The organism is Pseudomonas sp. FFUP_PS_473, assembly GCF_002858665.1.
Lineage (GTDB): Bacteria > Pseudomonadota > Gammaproteobacteria > Pseudomonadales > Pseudomonadaceae > Aquipseudomonas > Aquipseudomonas defluvii.
Genome location: NZ_PJQQ01000006.1, coordinates 104,861 through 120,443 on the forward strand (window position 1 = coordinate 104,861; position 15,583 = coordinate 120,443).

The 15,583-nt window shown below is 61.5% G+C and carries 15 protein-coding genes and 1 pseudogene; 6 read left to right on the forward strand and 10 right to left on the reverse strand.

The features are described from left to right. The first annotated feature begins 33 nt into the window (after positions 1 to 33). From CYD26_RS05980 to CYD26_RS05990, 3 genes are all read left to right on the forward strand, one after another. Complete coding sequence (locus CYD26_RS05980) at positions 34 to 504, forward strand: anti-virulence regulator CigR family protein (RefSeq protein ID WP_102052090.1); 471 nt, start codon at positions 34 to 36, stop codon at positions 502 to 504. 109 nt (positions 505 to 613) lie between these two features. Beyond that, a complete protein-coding gene (locus tag CYD26_RS05985; protein WP_065757806.1) occupies positions 614 to 1,078 on the forward strand; it encodes a hypothetical protein in 465 nt (154 codons plus the stop codon). Positions 1,079 to 1,316: 238 nt separating this feature from the next. Beyond that, complete coding sequence (locus CYD26_RS05990; RefSeq protein ID WP_065757807.1) at positions 1,317 to 1,523, forward strand: hypothetical protein; 207 nt, start codon at positions 1,317 to 1,319, stop codon at positions 1,521 to 1,523. A gap of 226 nt (positions 1,524 to 1,749) precedes the next feature. Here the strand turns inward: CYD26_RS05990 and CYD26_RS05995 are convergent, their stop codons facing one another. The 10 genes from CYD26_RS05995 to CYD26_RS06040 all read right to left on the reverse strand — a co-directional run bounded on the left by CYD26_RS05995 (position 1,750) and on the right by CYD26_RS06040 (position 11,947). Continuing rightward, entirely contained in the window at positions 1,750 to 2,310 is a 561-nt protein-coding gene (locus tag CYD26_RS05995; RefSeq protein WP_099774451.1) for a UPF0149 family protein, read from the reverse strand. A 177-nt stretch (positions 2,311 to 2,487) separates the two neighbouring features. After that, complete coding sequence (locus tag CYD26_RS06000; protein ID WP_102052091.1) at positions 2,488 to 3,816, reverse strand: hypothetical protein; 1,329 nt, start codon at positions 3,814 to 3,816, stop codon at positions 2,488 to 2,490. A 214-nt stretch (positions 3,817 to 4,030) separates the two neighbouring features. Further along, positions 4,031 to 4,810 (reverse strand): SDR family oxidoreductase, encoded by a 780-nt coding sequence (locus CYD26_RS06005; RefSeq protein ID WP_102052092.1) that lies wholly within the window; start codon positions 4,808 to 4,810, stop codon positions 4,031 to 4,033. Continuing rightward, positions 4,810 to 5,598: an SDR family NAD(P)-dependent oxidoreductase gene (locus CYD26_RS06010; protein WP_102052093.1), complete on the reverse strand. Its 789-nt coding sequence runs from the start codon at positions 5,596 to 5,598 to the stop codon at positions 4,810 to 4,812. The genes CYD26_RS06005 and CYD26_RS06010 overlap by 1 nt, the downstream gene beginning before the upstream one ends. Next, on the reverse strand, positions 5,591 to 6,415 hold the full coding sequence (locus tag CYD26_RS06015; RefSeq protein ID WP_102052094.1) for a molybdenum cofactor biosynthesis F family protein: 825 nt from the start codon (positions 6,413 to 6,415) through the stop codon (positions 5,591 to 5,593). Before CYD26_RS06015 ends, CYD26_RS06010 begins: the two co-directional genes overlap by 8 nt. 60 nt (positions 6,416 to 6,475) lie before the next feature. Continuing rightward, positions 6,476 to 7,168, reverse strand: coding sequence for a helix-turn-helix transcriptional regulator (locus tag CYD26_RS06020; protein ID WP_102052095.1), 693 nt, complete (start codon positions 7,166 to 7,168; stop codon positions 6,476 to 6,478). A gap of 27 nt (positions 7,169 to 7,195) precedes the next feature. Then, entirely contained in the window at positions 7,196 to 8,494 is a 1,299-nt protein-coding gene (locus CYD26_RS06025) for an FAD-binding oxidoreductase (protein WP_102052096.1), read from the reverse strand. A gap of 110 nt (positions 8,495 to 8,604) precedes the next feature. Then, positions 8,605 to 9,045, reverse strand: coding sequence for a heme-binding protein (locus CYD26_RS06030; RefSeq protein ID WP_102052097.1), 441 nt, complete (start codon positions 9,043 to 9,045; stop codon positions 8,605 to 8,607). Between the two features lie 49 nt (positions 9,046 to 9,094). Continuing rightward, a complete protein-coding gene (locus CYD26_RS06035) occupies positions 9,095 to 10,360 on the reverse strand; it encodes an MFS transporter (protein WP_218197054.1) in 1,266 nt (421 codons plus the stop codon). A 99-nt stretch (positions 10,361 to 10,459) separates the two neighbouring features. Next, positions 10,460 to 11,947, reverse strand: a complete 1,488-nt coding sequence (locus CYD26_RS06040) for an aldehyde dehydrogenase family protein (protein WP_102052098.1) — start codon at positions 11,945 to 11,947, stop codon at positions 10,460 to 10,462. A 358-nt stretch (positions 11,948 to 12,305) separates the two neighbouring features. Here CYD26_RS06040 and CYD26_RS06045 point away from each other — a divergent pair, with 358 nt between their 5' ends. The 3 genes and pseudogenes from CYD26_RS06045 to CYD26_RS25855 form a co-directional block, all read left to right on the forward strand. Further along, positions 12,306 to 13,475: a p-hydroxyphenylacetate 3-hydroxylase oxygenase component gene (locus tag CYD26_RS06045; RefSeq protein WP_102052099.1), complete on the forward strand. Its 1,170-nt coding sequence runs from the start codon at positions 12,306 to 12,308 to the stop codon at positions 13,473 to 13,475. A 75-nt stretch (positions 13,476 to 13,550) separates the two neighbouring features. Then, the gene (locus CYD26_RS06050) at positions 13,551 to 14,489 is read left to right on the forward strand and encodes a p-hydroxyphenylacetate 3-hydroxylase reductase component (RefSeq protein WP_102052100.1); all 939 of its coding nucleotides are present in this window, start codon (positions 13,551 to 13,553) and stop codon (positions 14,487 to 14,489) included. 536 nt (positions 14,490 to 15,025) lie between these two features. After that, positions 15,026 to 15,565: pseudogene (locus tag CYD26_RS25855) on the forward strand (methyl-accepting chemotaxis protein); the annotation flags it as partial. Positions 15,566 to 15,583 lie beyond the last annotated feature (18 nt).

Consider the following 15,583-nt stretch of genomic DNA (forward strand, 5'->3'; position numbering starts at 1 on the left):
TCCAGAGGATCATCACTTTCTGAGAGTACGGATATGTTCAGATCTCGCGCGTTGATTGCAGCGGTTACCTGTTTGACGCTGGTTTCCGGCCCTGCCACGGCTGTGGCTGATCCTGGTAATGGCAAAGGGCAAGGTGGGGGCAAGGGAAACCCGCACAATAGCCAGGACTACGGCAACCAGGGCGGTCATGGCAACAACGGAAAAAACTCAGGAGGCAGTGACTGGCATAATGGCCCCAGCATCAACCGGGCAAGTGTCCTGGGCATCGTTGGTGGCTATCGAGATTACTGGAGCCCAGGGCCAGCCTTGCCACCTGGCATACAAAAGAACCTGGCCCGTGGTAAGCCGCTTCCGCCGGGAATCGCTAAAAAGCTGGATGGTCGGCTGATTGGCAGGTTGCCTCACTATGATGGGTACGAGTGGCAGCAGGCGGGTACTGACCTGATCCTGGTTACGCTGGCAACCGGGCTCATTTATGAGGTCATCAACGGTGCTTTCGATTGACGATTCAGTGATCACCGTCACAAAGCGCATCCGTCCGTCGCGTAGGCGTGAACTGTTGAGCGGTTGGCGCGTCATAGGACGTGCAATATCAACCTTCACGGAAGCCATCATGCGTTTAAAAAACAAGAGTCTCGTTGCTGTAATGTCGTGCGTCATGGCGCTTGCAGCGGCCCCATTGCTCCCTGCTGGCCTGTCCATCATGGGCTCCGCTTATGCGAAGGATGGTGGTGGTCACGGTGGCGGTAATGGTGGTGGTCATGGCGGCGGCAATGGCAATGGTGGTGGTCACAGTGGTTCAGGCCACGCCGGCAACGCTGACAGTAACGGTCGTGGTAAAGGGCTGGACGCTGATCATGCCGGCAAGGCTGTTCGCGACCATGGCACAAGCGGCAACCACTTCGGCAGTGATCGCAATAGTGATCGCGGCCATGGCACCACGACGTCTGGCATTGCCCATTCCAAAGATACGCGCGGTGTCACTAAAGCCACTGCAATTTCGACGTCTACCCCAGGCGACCACAATTCGAAGGGGTTGAGCAAAGCAGGGACGTCGGGATCGAAAAAATCGCATTGAAATTGATGGAAGGTCTTCAGGACTGATGCGCTGACCTGAACGTCTGGCTGAGCATTGCAGTTTGCTGCTTGAGTTCCTGGCTTCAAAAGCCCCGCAGATCAACGTCTGCGGGGCTTTTTCGTAGAGGGACGGGAGGCGGTTGTTTTTGGTTTTTGGCAATTGGCCACTATTTGAGTGCCTGCCGAGTTCTGATGCTGATAAAGTGGGCGCCACAATCACTTTGGGAAGGAGATCCCGCATGAAGTCTGCTTTAGCATTGGTGTTCACAGCCGCTGTCGCTGCATCCGTGACCGGCTGCGTGGTACAGAGCACCTATAGCAAATCTGTAGCAGTTACCAAGGATGCAACTGGCCGTGTGGTCCAGACCGTAGAGACTGAAACGGTTGTTCAGCCAGGCCAAGGCTATCCGATTCGCCTGGAAAAAATTGCTGGTGTTCAGCCTTAACAGTGGGGCTGGCGACAGAGTGTTTGAACGCTCGGCTTGTGCCTAACGCTGTCCATGTAAAGAAATAGCGCCGTTTGTCTTTAAAAGGAAACGGCGTTTTTTGGGGTGCGTGATGTGGTTGATCGAGTGAGTTCAATCACTCCAAGGGCTGAAGTGACTGCACTATGGTCTTGCGCGGTCCTTTCAGTCGCTTTTCGTGAGTGGGGGGCTGCCTTAACCAGGCCAATCACCCCTGGCGCTGAGCAACCCAGTAGTCATGCAGTGCGCGGGCAGCCGGCTCGATGGCCTCTACCTGCAAGCGGTGCCGAAGCACATCCAGGTCTGCCGGAAGTTCGAAGTTGTCTTGTTCGGCGCAGGTGCTGATCGCCTGGAACAGTGCGGCTTGAGGTGCTGGCAGCTCAGGCCAGTTGCCTACGGCGACCCCGCGCAGGTAACCGAAGCACCATTCTTCAGCCAGCGTGAGTGCCTGGCCCTGGTGTTCGGTCTGTTCAAAGCGTGCCTTGAAGGCTTGCGCGTCGAGGGCCAATTGCGAGGCCAGCGTGTTCATGTGGCGTACGCTCAACTCAATGAACTGCCTGCACTCCTCAGGGCTTTCCCAGTCCGGGTTTTGCCCGCCCCAGATGGCCGGGAACCACTCGGCGATGTCCACCTGCACAGGGCTGGAGACCAGCGCGGTGAAGTAGCCGTCGAGTTCGGAGGGGTTGAGCACTGAGTGATCATCGCCGTACTTCAGCAAGGTGTCTTCGATAAAGGTGAAGTCAGTGGCGTCTAGGGGATGGGTGTGCATGGGGCTGTTCCTCGGTCTACGCGCGTAACGTGAGAGCGTCGCTTGAAAAAGGCGTGGAGGATGGCGCTTCTGGCGGTTTTAATCCAGCCCGGCTTGTTGGTGCCACGCTGACCTGCAACGTACCCAGCCCTCTGGATGCGACCACCGCTCGATGTGTGCGGTGGTCATGTGGAGTCGTTAGAACGGAACGGCCACGGTGAGTTGGCTGTAGACGTTGGTGCCGTTGCCGCCCACCTGGTTGCCGCCGTTGGTTTCATCCTTCTTGGGTTGGTACAGGCCAACCAGCGGGCTGATCACCAGGTGCTCGTTGACCGCCCATTCGACGTACAGGTCCAGTTCGCGAGCGTCCAGGTTCAGCGCATTGCTCTTGTGCAGGGTGTTGAAGTCGAAGTACAGCGCGCCGACGGTGACGTTTTCCAGCGGGTTGGCCTTAAGACCAACGTGGTACACGCCGGTGTTGCTGTTGAACGGGCCGGAGTAGTTGGCGGCCACTTCACCCTGGAACCAGGTGCCGTAGCCGGTGCTCAGGCCGTTGAACAGCGGGTCCCAGCCTTCGGAATAACGGCTGTAGCGGTAGGTCAACTTCGGTGCCCAGGCGACATCGGCAAAGGTGTAGCCGGCCTCGGTGTACCAGGCTTTTTCGGCGCCAGCGTCCTTGTCCTGCCAGGCGTACTCGAAGGCGAAGCTGGCGTTTTCGATGCCTGCGTTGCCTTCGCCGCGCAGGCTGTAGACATCCATGCCATCACGTTGCTTCTGGAAGTCGCTGGCCCATTGCTCGCTGACACCCAGGCCATGAATCCAGGTCAGGCCCAGGGTGCCGACGTCAGCGGTGTAGTCCAGGGTGCCGGCGGCCAGTTCGGTCTCGGCCTGTGCGCGGTTGTCGGATTTGAGCCAGAGCATGCTGCCATGCAGGCCGTCCTTGCCTCCCAGGCGCAATACGGCGGTGCGGTCAAAGGCATGACGGGCGGCAAGGTAGTAAGCGCCGCCACGGTTCAGTGCGCCGTCAGCCGGGCCGTTGCCCAGGTTCGGGCCGTCGTCGTTAAGCAAGAAGCCGCTGCCGATCTTGACCACCTGGCGGCCTGCGGAGATATCGACACCGTCCTTGCCTAGCACCGGGAACAGATCGGCTGAACGCCAGCCCAGGTAGGCGTCTTCAATCTTGGTGGTGCGTTCGGAACCGTCGGTATTGCCTGCCGCGTCGCCGTCACCCCAGGTGCCCGAACTGACCCAGTTGAGTGCACCATAGGCCGTACCGTTGCCGCCCAGCCCTTGATCACCGCTGATGCCGTACTTGATGAAACCTTCCCGCCAGGTGGAGCCACCCGTTGTGCCATCGTAGTTCTTGCGGCTGTTGAACAGGCCATAGACCGCGAGAAAGTCGGCGTTCAGGTGCGTGTCGTCGTCGGCATACAGTGCGTAAGCCGTGGCGGTCTGGCTGGCGGCGAGTGTGGCGACGCTCAGGCCGATGGCCTGTACCCACGGCAACAGGTGAATTTTTTTACCCATGAAACTCTCCCTCGTTTTTTCTTCGTAGCACGGACGGCTGCGTTTTTTGATTGAAGGACTACCTTGTTCAGACAAGATCGTCGTCGCGTGCTGGCTGGCGACGGGCTATTAGCGCGTTGTTGTGGGGGGCAAGTCTTGTTCGTGGCTGCCAGTGCCCTTGATCCCGGCGGCCAGTGTCGGCAGTTGCTCGGCTGCCGCCACGGTCGCGTGTTGCTCAAGGATGTTGCGGGGCTGAGGCCTGGGTTTCAGGTAGCGTTGCACCGCCGTCGACAATGAGGGTTTGCCCGGTGATGTAGGCAGCCCGCTCCGAGGCCAGGAACAGCATGGCGTTGGCGATGTCCTGCGGTTCGCCCAGACGACCCAGGGGAACACCCTGAGCAATGCGCACATTGAGTGCTTCATCGCCCAGGTTGGCCATTGCAGGTGTACGCACCATGCCCGGTTCGACTCCGTTGACCCGTATGTTGCAGGCGGCCAGCTCCAATGCCGCGCTGCGGATGAAACCGTTGACCCCAGCCTTGGACGCGGCGTAGTGGCTCAGCCCCGGAAAGGCGACACGGGGACCGGTGACCGATGAGGTCACAAGGACAGTGCCGGCGCCCTGGCGCTGGAACAGTGGCAGGGCGCCCTGGGTCAGCCAGAACAGTGCCGAGAGGTTCACCGCCAGTGTGCGCTGGAGGACCTCGGGGGTGATCTGGGCGAACGGAGTCAGGGGAAAGTAGCCTGCGTTATGCACCAGCACATCCAGCCGCTCAAGGCGTGCGAGCAGGCTGAAGATTGCCCCGGGGTCCGCCAGGTCGATGCCAATGGCTTCGGCCGATCGACCTTCGGCCTGCAATGAAGCCACCAAGGCATGCGCCTGAGCCAGGTTCAGATCAGCGATCAACACCTTGGCACCACTGGCGGCGAAGCCCTCGACGATGCTGCGGCCTATGCCTTGTGCGCCACCGGTGACCAGTACGGTCTGCCCGCTGAAGTCGAAGTGTGTACTCATCAGGCACCCTCCAGGTGGGTGTAGGCCAGGGTCGGCACATCGACGATGCTTGAGCCGCCGTCCGCGGCAATGACCGCCCCGGTGATGATCGAGGCCTGGTCGCTGATCAGAAATTGGCAAAGCGTGGCGATTTCGTCGGCACTGGCCGGGCGCCGCAGTGGCACATCGGCGGTAACCCGACGGTAGGCCGCCTCCAGGTCTTCGTGGTAGTGCTGCATCAATGGCTGCATTTCCTCATCGGCCATGGGCGTGCGCACCCAGCCTGGGCAGACGCAATTGACCCGCACGCCCAGAGGGCCGTAGTCGCGCGCCAGTGACCGGTTGAGGCCGATCAGCGCGTGCTTGCTAGTGGTATAGCCGCACACCTTCGGGCCCGCAGCGAGAGCGGCAATCGATCCCATCAGGACGATGCTGCCGCGTCGCTCGATCAGCAACGGCAGGCAGGCGCGGGCGCTGTGGAAGGCGCTGTCGAGGTTACTGCGCAGCGCTGCATGCCAGCCGTCGTCAGAGGTGCCCAGTGCCGCGCCAAGGCCATGACCACCGGCGCAGGCGATCAGTGCGTCGAGGCCACCGAAGCGCTTGCGGATCTGCTCGACGAAACCGGCCCAGGCCTGGCTGCTGGCGGCATCACCGACCAGCACCAGCGCGCCCGTTGCGGCAGCGACCTGTTCCAGTGCTTCCCGGCGACGACCGACCAGCACCAGGTTGGCGCCCTGGTCGGCCAAGCGTCGCGCGCAGGCTGCACCGATCCCGGTTCCGCCACCGGTAATCAGGATCGTCTTAGTCATGCGCGTGGACCGTGGTGTTGACCAGGTTGCAGTAGGAGGACACCGGGAAGTTCGACAGTTCATCGAAACTACCGCCGGCATAGCCGAAAATCTTGCCGTCGCTGCGGTGGTTTATCAGGTCGATCATCACCAGGCCCAGCGTTGGCACGATCTTCTCGCGCCAGACGAACAGGTAGAGCTGATCGGCGATCTTGTAGTAGTGCGCGCGGTCGGTGTCGCACAGGCCTTGTTCGACACCTTTCAGGCACTGCCAGGCGTAGTAGTGTTCGTTCAGGTAAATGTGCTCGTAGACCTCGGTCGGGCTGTAGCGGTAGCAGTTGCGGATACCGACCAGTTCTTGCGTCGGTGCATGCGGGCAACTGCCTTCGCGCCATGGTGTGTCCAGGCTGCCGTGGAAAAATTGTGCGTCCACGCGGGTCAGGCTTTTCCCGGCCAGGGCCAGGTGGTAAAGGCCCTCATGGGTTTCTGGTTCACGCGGCAGACGGCCGATAACGGCGGTAAAGGAGTGTGTCAGGGTGTCCAGTACCAGCGAGATCGACCAGTCCTGGCCGTGCTCGCTCTTGAGGAAATCCACCAGGTAGATCCCCGGGCGTATCGAGGTCGCGCGGTAACTGGCACTGCCGCTGGAGTGGCCGTCGGCGGCGGCCCAGTGCAGCTGTTCGGCGTCGAAGCGGTGGACGATTTCCCAGCCATTGGCGAAGAACAGGTTGAACTGCTTGCCGGCCAGTTCGGCGAGCTGCGGCAGGATAAACGCTTCGGGGGCGAAGCCCTCGGCCAGGGCGCCTACAGTGATCCAGTCTGAGTGGGGGGTATTCATGGTGGTTGCTCGTGCGGTGGAAGATGCACGGATGGTGCCTCCCGCTGGCGCACGGCGGTATCAACCAGAGGGTTGAGTTCCAGTGTTTTCCGGGAGGAACAGTGCCCCGACCAACTCGGTGCGGTTTTTCACGCCGACCTTGCGGAACAGGTTGATCAGGTGGGTTTTCACCGTTGGCAGGCCAAGGTCGAGATGGCGCGCCAGTTGTTTGTTGCTCACGCCTTCCTGTAACAGCATGGCTATCTCGCGTTCGCGTGGGGTCAACCGTTGCAGGCGATCATCCCTCGGCGTGTTTGGCAACTGACGCGCCGCTAGTTGCATCAGGCCGTGCAGCGGTAACAGGCTTTGCAGTTCGTGCGCCTGGAACAGGCCCAGACCGCTGCAGCGCAACAACGACAGGCCGGCGGCCGGGCGGCCATCGACGTGGGCAATTATCTCGACCACGTCCACCACCTGATGCTGGTTGAGAAAGCGCTGGTACTGGCTGCCGCTCGCCTCGCTTTGGTAAGCCAGGCCTTGGCGCAGCGACACCACCGGCAAGCCGATGGCCATGCAGTTGCTGGGTTGCAGTGGGTCGAGGTGACGGTAGTGCTCCAGGTAGGTCTGGTGCATGGGCGCTTGCATGCCCAATAGCTGGAAATCACAGGCTTGTAGCTGCGTGTCGATGCGATAGAACGCCCCTAGCGACGTGGGTACCTGCTGGCTGAAGGCGTGCAGGCAGTGTTGGCCGAGTGCTTCGGTGTAGGCAGGCATGGTGCAGTCTTCGTCCGCAGCAGGGGGTTAACGGCGGCCAGACCAGAAGCCTGACAGTTGGTGCCAGCTTTTGCCGGCACTGAGCAGCAGTGGCCGGAAATGATCTTTGCCATACACCTGAATACGTCTGACCGAACTGATCAAGTCGTAGCGCGCTGAGCCTTCGCTCATGCCCTCGGCCAACACCTTGCAAATGATATGGCTGGGGGTGACGCCAAAGCCCGAGTAGCCCTGTACGAAGAAGGCATTGGCACGGCCGGGCAGGGTGCCGATCTGCGGGAACAGGTTAGGGCTGCAGGCCATCGGGCCACCCCAGGCCAGGTCGATGTTGACGTCCTTCAGGTACGGGAAAATCTTCAGCATCAGCCTGCGGTTCCAGGCTTTCAGGTCAAGCGGGATGTGCTCGATGAACGGTGTGGCTGAACCGAACAGCAGGCGATTTTCACGGGTGACGCGGTAGTAGTCGATGATCGGCCGAATGTCGCTGTAGGCCCCCCGGATGGGGCTGATGCGCTGGATCAGTGCGTCCGACAGCGGCTCGGTCATCATCTGGAACGCATAGGTGTTGATCGTGCTCTTGTGCAGTTCGGGTTCCAGCTTGTTGAGAAAGCTGTCGCAGGCCCAGAGCAGTTTGCTTGCCTTGACCGACCCTTTGGCCGTGCGCACGGTGATCCGTTCGCCGTAGGACACCTCCAGTGCCGGGCTGTACTCGAAGATCTTTACGCCATGACTGGCCAGTGCCTGGGCTTCCCCCAGCAACAGGTTCAAGGAGTGCACGTGGCCGCCGCCCATATGCAGCAGGGCGCTGCTGTAGGCGTCTGAGCCGATGATCTGCTTGACCTCGGCGCCGGCCATGAAGCGGATCTCGTGTTTTGAATCTAGGGATTTGAACGCTGTTTCCCAACTGCGCAGGGTCTTTTCCTGGCGGCGGTTGAAGCCCATGTAGCCATAGCCGTGGCAGAAGTCCGCGTCGATGGCGTACTTGGCGATACGCGCCTTGATGATGTCGGCACCGAGGTCACTGATCTCGAAGATCGAGCGCAGGCCCGCTTCGCCGACATCCTGCCTGATCTTTTCCAGGTCGTGGCCAATGCCCGCCATGATCTGCCCACCGTTGCGCCCGGTGCCGCCAAAGCCCAGGTAGCGTGCCTCCAGCACAACGGTATTGGTGATGCCTTTTTCGGCCAGCTCCAGTGCGGTGTTGATACCGGAAAAGCCACCGCCAATGACCACGACATCCGCTTCCAGGTCGGCTTGCAGGTCCGGGAAGTGCAGGTCGTACTTCCTGGTCGCTGTGTAGTAGGTTGGCGTTTCGATGTTGATCATGGCTGCCACCTGGAACAAAGGTTGTGAGGTAAAACAGGATGCACCCTTTGGGGCGACGGTGCGGGCCTTGGCCTTCAAGCGGGCCACGGGCGTAACCGTTGACCTTGAGTCTAGTGGCCGAGCAGCGTGCGGACGCGTTCGACGGCGGCCTCGGCGCAACGGCCATCGACGGCTTCGGAGGCACCGGAAACGCCAATGGCGCCGATTACCTGCCCCTCATGCAGGAAGGGTGCACCACCACCAAACAGGGCCATATTGCGTTGCAGCGGCAAGCCTTGGCGGACGCCCTCGGAGCACTTCTCCAGGCGGGCTTGCCAGCCCTGCGTGGCGATGCCGAAGCCCACGGCCGTCAGTGCTTTGTTCAGGGCAATGTCCTGCGATGGCCGGGGCGCCCTGTCCATGTGCGCGCTGTGAATCGGCAGGCCGCTTGGGTCGACCACGACCAGGCTGATGCGTACCTGTTCTTCTTCGGCTTTTTCCAGGGCCGCTTGCAGCGCCTGCATGGCCAGTCGCAGGGTGATGGTGGGTTGCTGGCGTAGCAGTTCGTTCATGTCGCGACCTTGTCTGTTCATTGATCGGTTGAAACGGCCGGGTGCGTGCTCAATGCGTTTCGCTGGCCTGTGCCTGTGCCTGTTGCCGAGCGCTTCGGCGTTGCGCCAGCAGTTGCCAGGCGCAGTAAAGCAGGAGCAAGGCGCCGGCGATCTGCATGGCCCATGGGCCGCCAAAGCGTGCCGCCAGCAGGCCGGCGAGCAGGCCACCGATGGCGTCGAAGCCGAAACGGGTCGAGGTGTAGAGCGATACTACCCGGCCACGCAGCACTTCAGGTGCCTGGCTCTGCAGCAGGATGTTGGTGCCGACGTTGTTGATCGTCACGCCGAAGCCCAGCACCGCCATTGCCGCCAACGACAGTGCCAGCTGGGTACTGGCCGCAAACACCAGCAAGGCGACGGCACTGGCGCCGGCGGTGGCGATGATCAAGCGCTGCAGTTGTTCGGCGGACCGGTGAGCGGCGAGCAGCAGGGTCGAAAGCAGCGAGCCGAACCCGGCCGCCCCCCAAAGCCAGCCCAGCGTCCTGGCATCACCGGCGAAGATGTCCCGGGCGAACACCGGCAGCAGCACGGCGTAGCTTGAGGCTGTGATGTTCACGATCAGTACGCCGAGAATCAGACCGCGTACCGATGGCGTCTGCAAGGCGTAGGTCAGGCCTTCGCGGAAGACACTGCGCATGCTGCCGTTGGCGCGCACACCGGCGCTCATGCGCACGGCCAGCAGGCCGGAGATCAGCGCGCCGTAGGACAGCGCGTTCAGGGCGAAGCACACCGCCTCGCCGGTCATGCCGAGCAGCAGCCCGGCCAGCGGCGGGCCGACGAAGCGCGAGCAGGTAAACAGCGAGGCATTCAAGGCCAGGGCATTTGGCAGGTCGTCGACATCATCGACGAAACGGCTGAGCAGCGATTGGCGCAGCGGTGTGTCCACGGCATTCAGCACGCCCAGGACGAACGACATGAGCACGATCAGGTTCGCGCCAATGTGGCCGCTGTAGGTCAGCAGCGCCAGTAACAGCGCCTGCAGGCCCAGCAGGCTCTGGGTCAGTATCAGCAACCTGCGCTTGTCGTGGCGATCAATCCAGGCCCCGGCAATCGGGCCGACAAACAACTGCGGCAACAGGCTGGCGCAGGTGGTGATACCCAGCAGCGCTGCGGAATCAGTCAACCGGTAGACCAGCCAGGACAACGCCACCATCTGCACCCAGGTGCCTAGCGTGGAAATCGCATGGCCAACGAAGTACAGGCGAAAGTTACGGTGGCGCAGCGCCCGGATCGAGGAGGGCCAGCGAGACGACGTGGAAGGTTGGGGGTGGTTCACGACAAGGCGCCCGTCAGCGGCTGATAATGTTCACATATTAACTTAGTGCGCCGTCCCGTCATGCGCCTGTGCCAACAGATTATTCATCCTGCACCGCGTTCAGTAGCGAATCATCACCGACTTCAGTTCGGTGAAGTCATCGATGAAGGCCCCACCGAATTCACGGCCGATCCCCGAGGACTTGGTTCCGCCAAAGGGGACGGCCGGGTCGAGCAGGGTGTGCATGTTGACCCAGACCGTGCCGGCTTCGATTTCCGGTACCAGGCGCAGCGCTTTGGACAGGTCGTTGGTCCATAGGCTGGCGCTCAGGCCGTAGGCGGTGTTGTTCATCAGCGCCAGCAGTTCCTCTTCGGTGTCATACGGGAAGAAGGTCGCGACCGGGCCGAAGGTTTCTTCATTGAGCAGGGTGTCGTTCACCGAGTTGGCCAGGATGATCGTCGGCTCCACGTAGCAGCCGGGGCCTTCGCTGATCTGGCCGCCATGAATGATGGTGCTGTTTTCGGCGCGGGCGGTAGCGAAGAACCGGGCCAGTTTCTGCTGGTGTTGCTTGTTCGCAACCGGGCCAAACTGGGTGCTTTCATCCAGTGGCGAGCCAACCTTCAGTTGCGCCAGGCGTTTGGACAGCGCGTCCATCATCGGCTCGATCTGCGAGCGGTGGACGAAGAAGCGTTCTGCGGCGGCGCAGATCTGCCCGGAGTGAAGGAAGCCGGCTTCGATCATGCCATTGACGGCCTTGTCCATATCGACGTCAGGCAGAAAGCCCGCCGAGTTCTTGCCGCCCAGCTCCAGGGTGGCGCGGGTCAGTTTGGCACCCATCGCGCCTTGGCCCACGGCGATGCCGGTCGGGACCGAACCTGTGAAGGACACCTTGTCGGTGCCTGGGTGCTCGATCAGCGCCTTGCCGACACTGCCGCCGCCGGTCAGCACGTTGAGTGCTCCGGCAGGCAGGCCCGCTTCACTGGCCAGCTCGGCGATGCGCAGGATGGTCAGCGGGGTGAACTCGCTTGGTTTGATGATGATGCTGCAACCGGTGGTCAAGGCCGAGGCCAGCTTCCAGATCGCGATCATGGTGGAGAAGTTCCACGGCACAATGCCGACCACCACGCCAATCGGTTCGCGCAGGGTAAAGGCGTTGTAGCGCTCGCCAGCAAAGGAGGGCAGCGACGGGGTGATGGTTTCGCCAGTGATCTTGGTTGCCCAGCCGGCGTAGTAGCGCAGGAAGTGGGCCGCCTGATCGACCTCGAAGGCGCGCGAAATGTGGATGATCTTGCCCGATTGGCAGGTTTCGATCTGCGCCAGCTCCTCACGGTGGCGCTCCAGCAGGTCGGCGAGCTTGAACAACACGCTGGCGCGTGCCGCCGGGCTGGTGCGTGACCAGACCTTGAAGCCGCGATTGGCCGAATCGACGGCGCGCTCGACATCGGCCTGGGTTGCATCGCTGACCTGCGCAATCGCCTCGCCAGTGGCCGGGTTCAGCACCGTGAGCCTGTTCGTTGAGCTGCTGGCGACATAACCGCCGTCGATGTACAGGCTATGGTCGCGCTCAAGGAAGGCGTTGACCGAGGGAAGCAGTGCGATATCGCTCATGCTGGGCAGACTCCAGGCAGGGAAGCAGGCGGCGGCTTGCCGCGCTGAAATAGACGTATGGCACGAGCTTACCCGGCGCTGGCGGGGCGATCTTGACTCTGCCTGTCAGCGACATGTCTGTGCCTGCCATCGGTCAGGCAGGTGGCTGCTGTCGGGTGTGGCCTGAAGAGGGTGTTGGCTATGGAAAGTACAATCTTCCATCTGGAACGTGCATTTTCCTGGGCGAGACTGCCTCGCATACTGGCCCGGCATTCGTAAGTGAGCGGCGCCTGGTCTACTGCGTCCAGCGCTCAATGCCGCAGCCAAATGGGTTTTGGCCGCGGCAGGTCACTTGGGTCCAATAATAATGAGCCAGACCATGAAAAAGCCAAACTCCTTGCTGGAAGATCTCAAGTCCATTCTGCCAACCATCGCCGCTAATGCGGACGAGGCCGAGAAGGCGCGTACCGTACCTGCCGAGAACATTGCGCTGCTCAAAGGCACTGGCCTGCACCGCGCATTTCTGCCGAAGAAGTTCGGAGGCCTGGAAATTTCCCTGCCCGAGTTTGCCGAGTGCATTGCACTGCTGGCCGGCTCCTGTGCCAGCACCGCCTGGGCCATGAGCCTGCTGTGCACCCACAGCCATCAGTTGGCGATGTTCCCGGCCAAACTGCAGGAGGAGATCTGGGGCAGCAACCCCGATGCCACCGCCAGCAGCAGCATCGCCCCGTTCGGGCGTACCGAAGAGGTTGAAGGTGGCGTCACCTTCAGCGGTGAAATGGGCTGGAGCAGTGGTTGCGATCACGCCGAGTGGGCGATTGTCGGCTTTCGCCGCAAAAACGCCGAGGGCACTCAGGACTACTGCTTCGCCGTGTTGCCGCGCAGTGACTACCAGATCCGCGATGACTGGTACGCTGTCGGCATGCGCGCCAGTGGCAGCCGCACCCTGATCATCGACAACGCCTTCGTGCCTGAGCACCGTATCCAGAAGGCCAAGGACATGATGGAAGGCAAGTCCGCCGGCTTTGGCCTGTACCCCGACAGCAAGATTTTCTACGCACCTTATCGCCCGTATTTCGCCAGTGGCTTCTCCACCGTGAGCCTGGGCATTGCCGAGCGCATGCTTGAGGTCTTCCGTGAGAAAACCCGTAACCGCGTGCGTGCCTACACCGGTGCTGCCGTAGGTGCCGCCACCCCGGCGCTGATGCGTCTGGCCGAGTCCACCCATCAGGTCGCTGCTGCCCGCGCCTTGCTGGAAAAAAGCTGGCAGGACATTGCCGAGCACAGCGAGCGCCACGAGTACCCAAGCCGCGGCACCCTGGCATTCTGGCGGACCAATCAGGGCTACGCTGTAAAGATGTGCATTCAAGCGGTTGATCGCTTGATGGATGCGTCTGGCGGCGGTGCGTGGTTCGAGAGCAATGAAAGTCAGCGCCTGTTCCGTGATGCGCACCTGACCGGTGCTCACGCCTACACCGACTACGATGTCTGTGCGCAGATCCTCGGCCGTGAACTGATGGGCCTTGAGCCTGATCCTTCGATGGTCTGATTCAGCGGTTCTTCTCGTCACGCGTATCGAATAACAACAAACGAGGCTGTCGTCGCGACAGCCCGGGAGTCTTGCATGTCCACCCTTACTGAAACCACCTTCGACGCACGGGCCTTCCGCCGGGCGCTGGGCAACTTTGCCACGGGTGTCACCGTAGTGACGGCTGCCGATGCCAGCGGCCGCAAAGTTGGCGTGACCGCCAACAGCTTCAACTCGGTGTCCCTGGACCCGCCACTCATCCTGTGGAGCATCGACAAGCGCTCGAGCAGCCTTGAGGTGTTCGAGGAGGCCAGCCACTTTGCGGTCAACATCCTGGCGGCAGACCAGATCGACCTGTCGAACAACTTTGCCCGCCCCAAGGATGACCGCTTCGCCGGGATCGTCTACGAGGCCGGTGAGGGTGGCGCACCGCTGCTCGCGGATTGCTCAGCGCGTTTCAGTTGCGAGAAGTACCAGCAACTGGACGGCGGGGACCATTGGATTCTGGTCGGCAAGGTAGTGGCGTTCGATGATTGCGGTCGCTCGCCACTGTTGTATCACCAAGGTGCCTACTCCATGGTGTTGCCACACACACGCATGACCAAGCGTGAGGAGGGGCAGCCGCCCAGCAGCAACTTCCAGGGCCGTCTGAGCCATAACCTGTACTACCTGATGACTCAGGCCTTGCGGGCCTATCAGACCAGCTACCAGCCGCGGCAACTGTCTACCGGCTTGCGCACCAGTGAGGCGCGCATGCTGATGGTGCTGGAGAACGATGCGGGGCTGGGCCTTGCTGACCTGCAGCGCGAAGTGGCGATGCCCGAGCGCGAGATCGTCGAGGCTGTTGCCAACCTCAAGCGCAAAGGGCTGGTGTCCGATGACCATGAGCGGGTGGTGTTGACGGGTAAGGGCATTGAAGAAACCGAAGCCCTGTGGGCGATTGCCCGTGAACAGCAGGACAAGGTGTTTGGTCAGTTCAGCGAAGAGCAGATCGAAACCTTCAAGACGGTGCTCAAGGCGGTGATCAAGAGCTGACGCCCTGGCAGCGGCGAACAACTACCTTGGCACGGCGGCGCAAGACGGCGATCTGGGAATACGGTCAACTCACACTCCCCCCGACTGGATAGCCAAACGGTGCGCTGATGTTTTTCAAACGCAATCACTGGGCAGGTGAGTTGACTGAGGTCTTGCTGCAAATAATTGCCGGCCAGCCCGGTGCGGCGCATCAGGCGCCGTTGCTGGCCAGCCATCCGCAGTTGCGGGCGACGCTGGAAACCCTCAGCGTCGAGCGCCAACAGGTCGACCAGCAGTTGGCGCAGGCGCAGGCCACTGCAGCAGAGCTGGCCACCCGGCTCGATCAGGAACAACACCATCTGCAAAGCGCACAGGCACAGCAGACGCTTCTGCAACAGCGTTGCGAGGCACTGCAGGTCGCGTTACTGGATCAACAGCACGAGACCCAGGCGCTTGTTCAACAGGCACAGATCTGGGCGTTGTTGCAGTCGACCCTCACCGAAGGCACCTGGGACATCTCGGTCGCCCATGGCGATGTGCGCCATCCCTCCAGCTCAATGCGTATCTCTAACCCGTTCCGTGCACTGATGGGCTACCTGCCGCAGGAGTTGCCCGATGGTTGGGATGCGCAGGTCAGTATCACGCACCCGGACGACCTGGCTGACATCATGGCGGTTTTCGATCGGGAGATTCTCAAGCCCGGTGGTAGCGGCGAGTATGTGTTCGAGTACCGGATGCAGCACAAGACCCGTGGTTTTATCTGGTGCCGTGAGCGTGGTCGAGCGGTACGTGATGAACAGGGCGTGCTTACCCGTGTGTTGGGCGCGGTGCGCGACATCAGTGACGAGCGCAGTGCACAGGCCAGTCACGAACAGATGCTGACCCAGAACCAGGCGACCTACGCGCAGATCGCGACTGTTGTCGGGGTCATCAAGAGCATCGCCGAGCAGACCAACCTGCTGGCCTTGAATGCTGCGATTGAAGCGGCACGTGCCGGTGAGGTGGGGCGCGGCTTCTCGGTGGTCGCCGATGAAGTGAAGAAGCTTGCCGAAAGTACCCGCCAGGCCACCCAGCAAATCCAGGCCATGTTGCACCGCCAATAAAGCCGGCGAGGT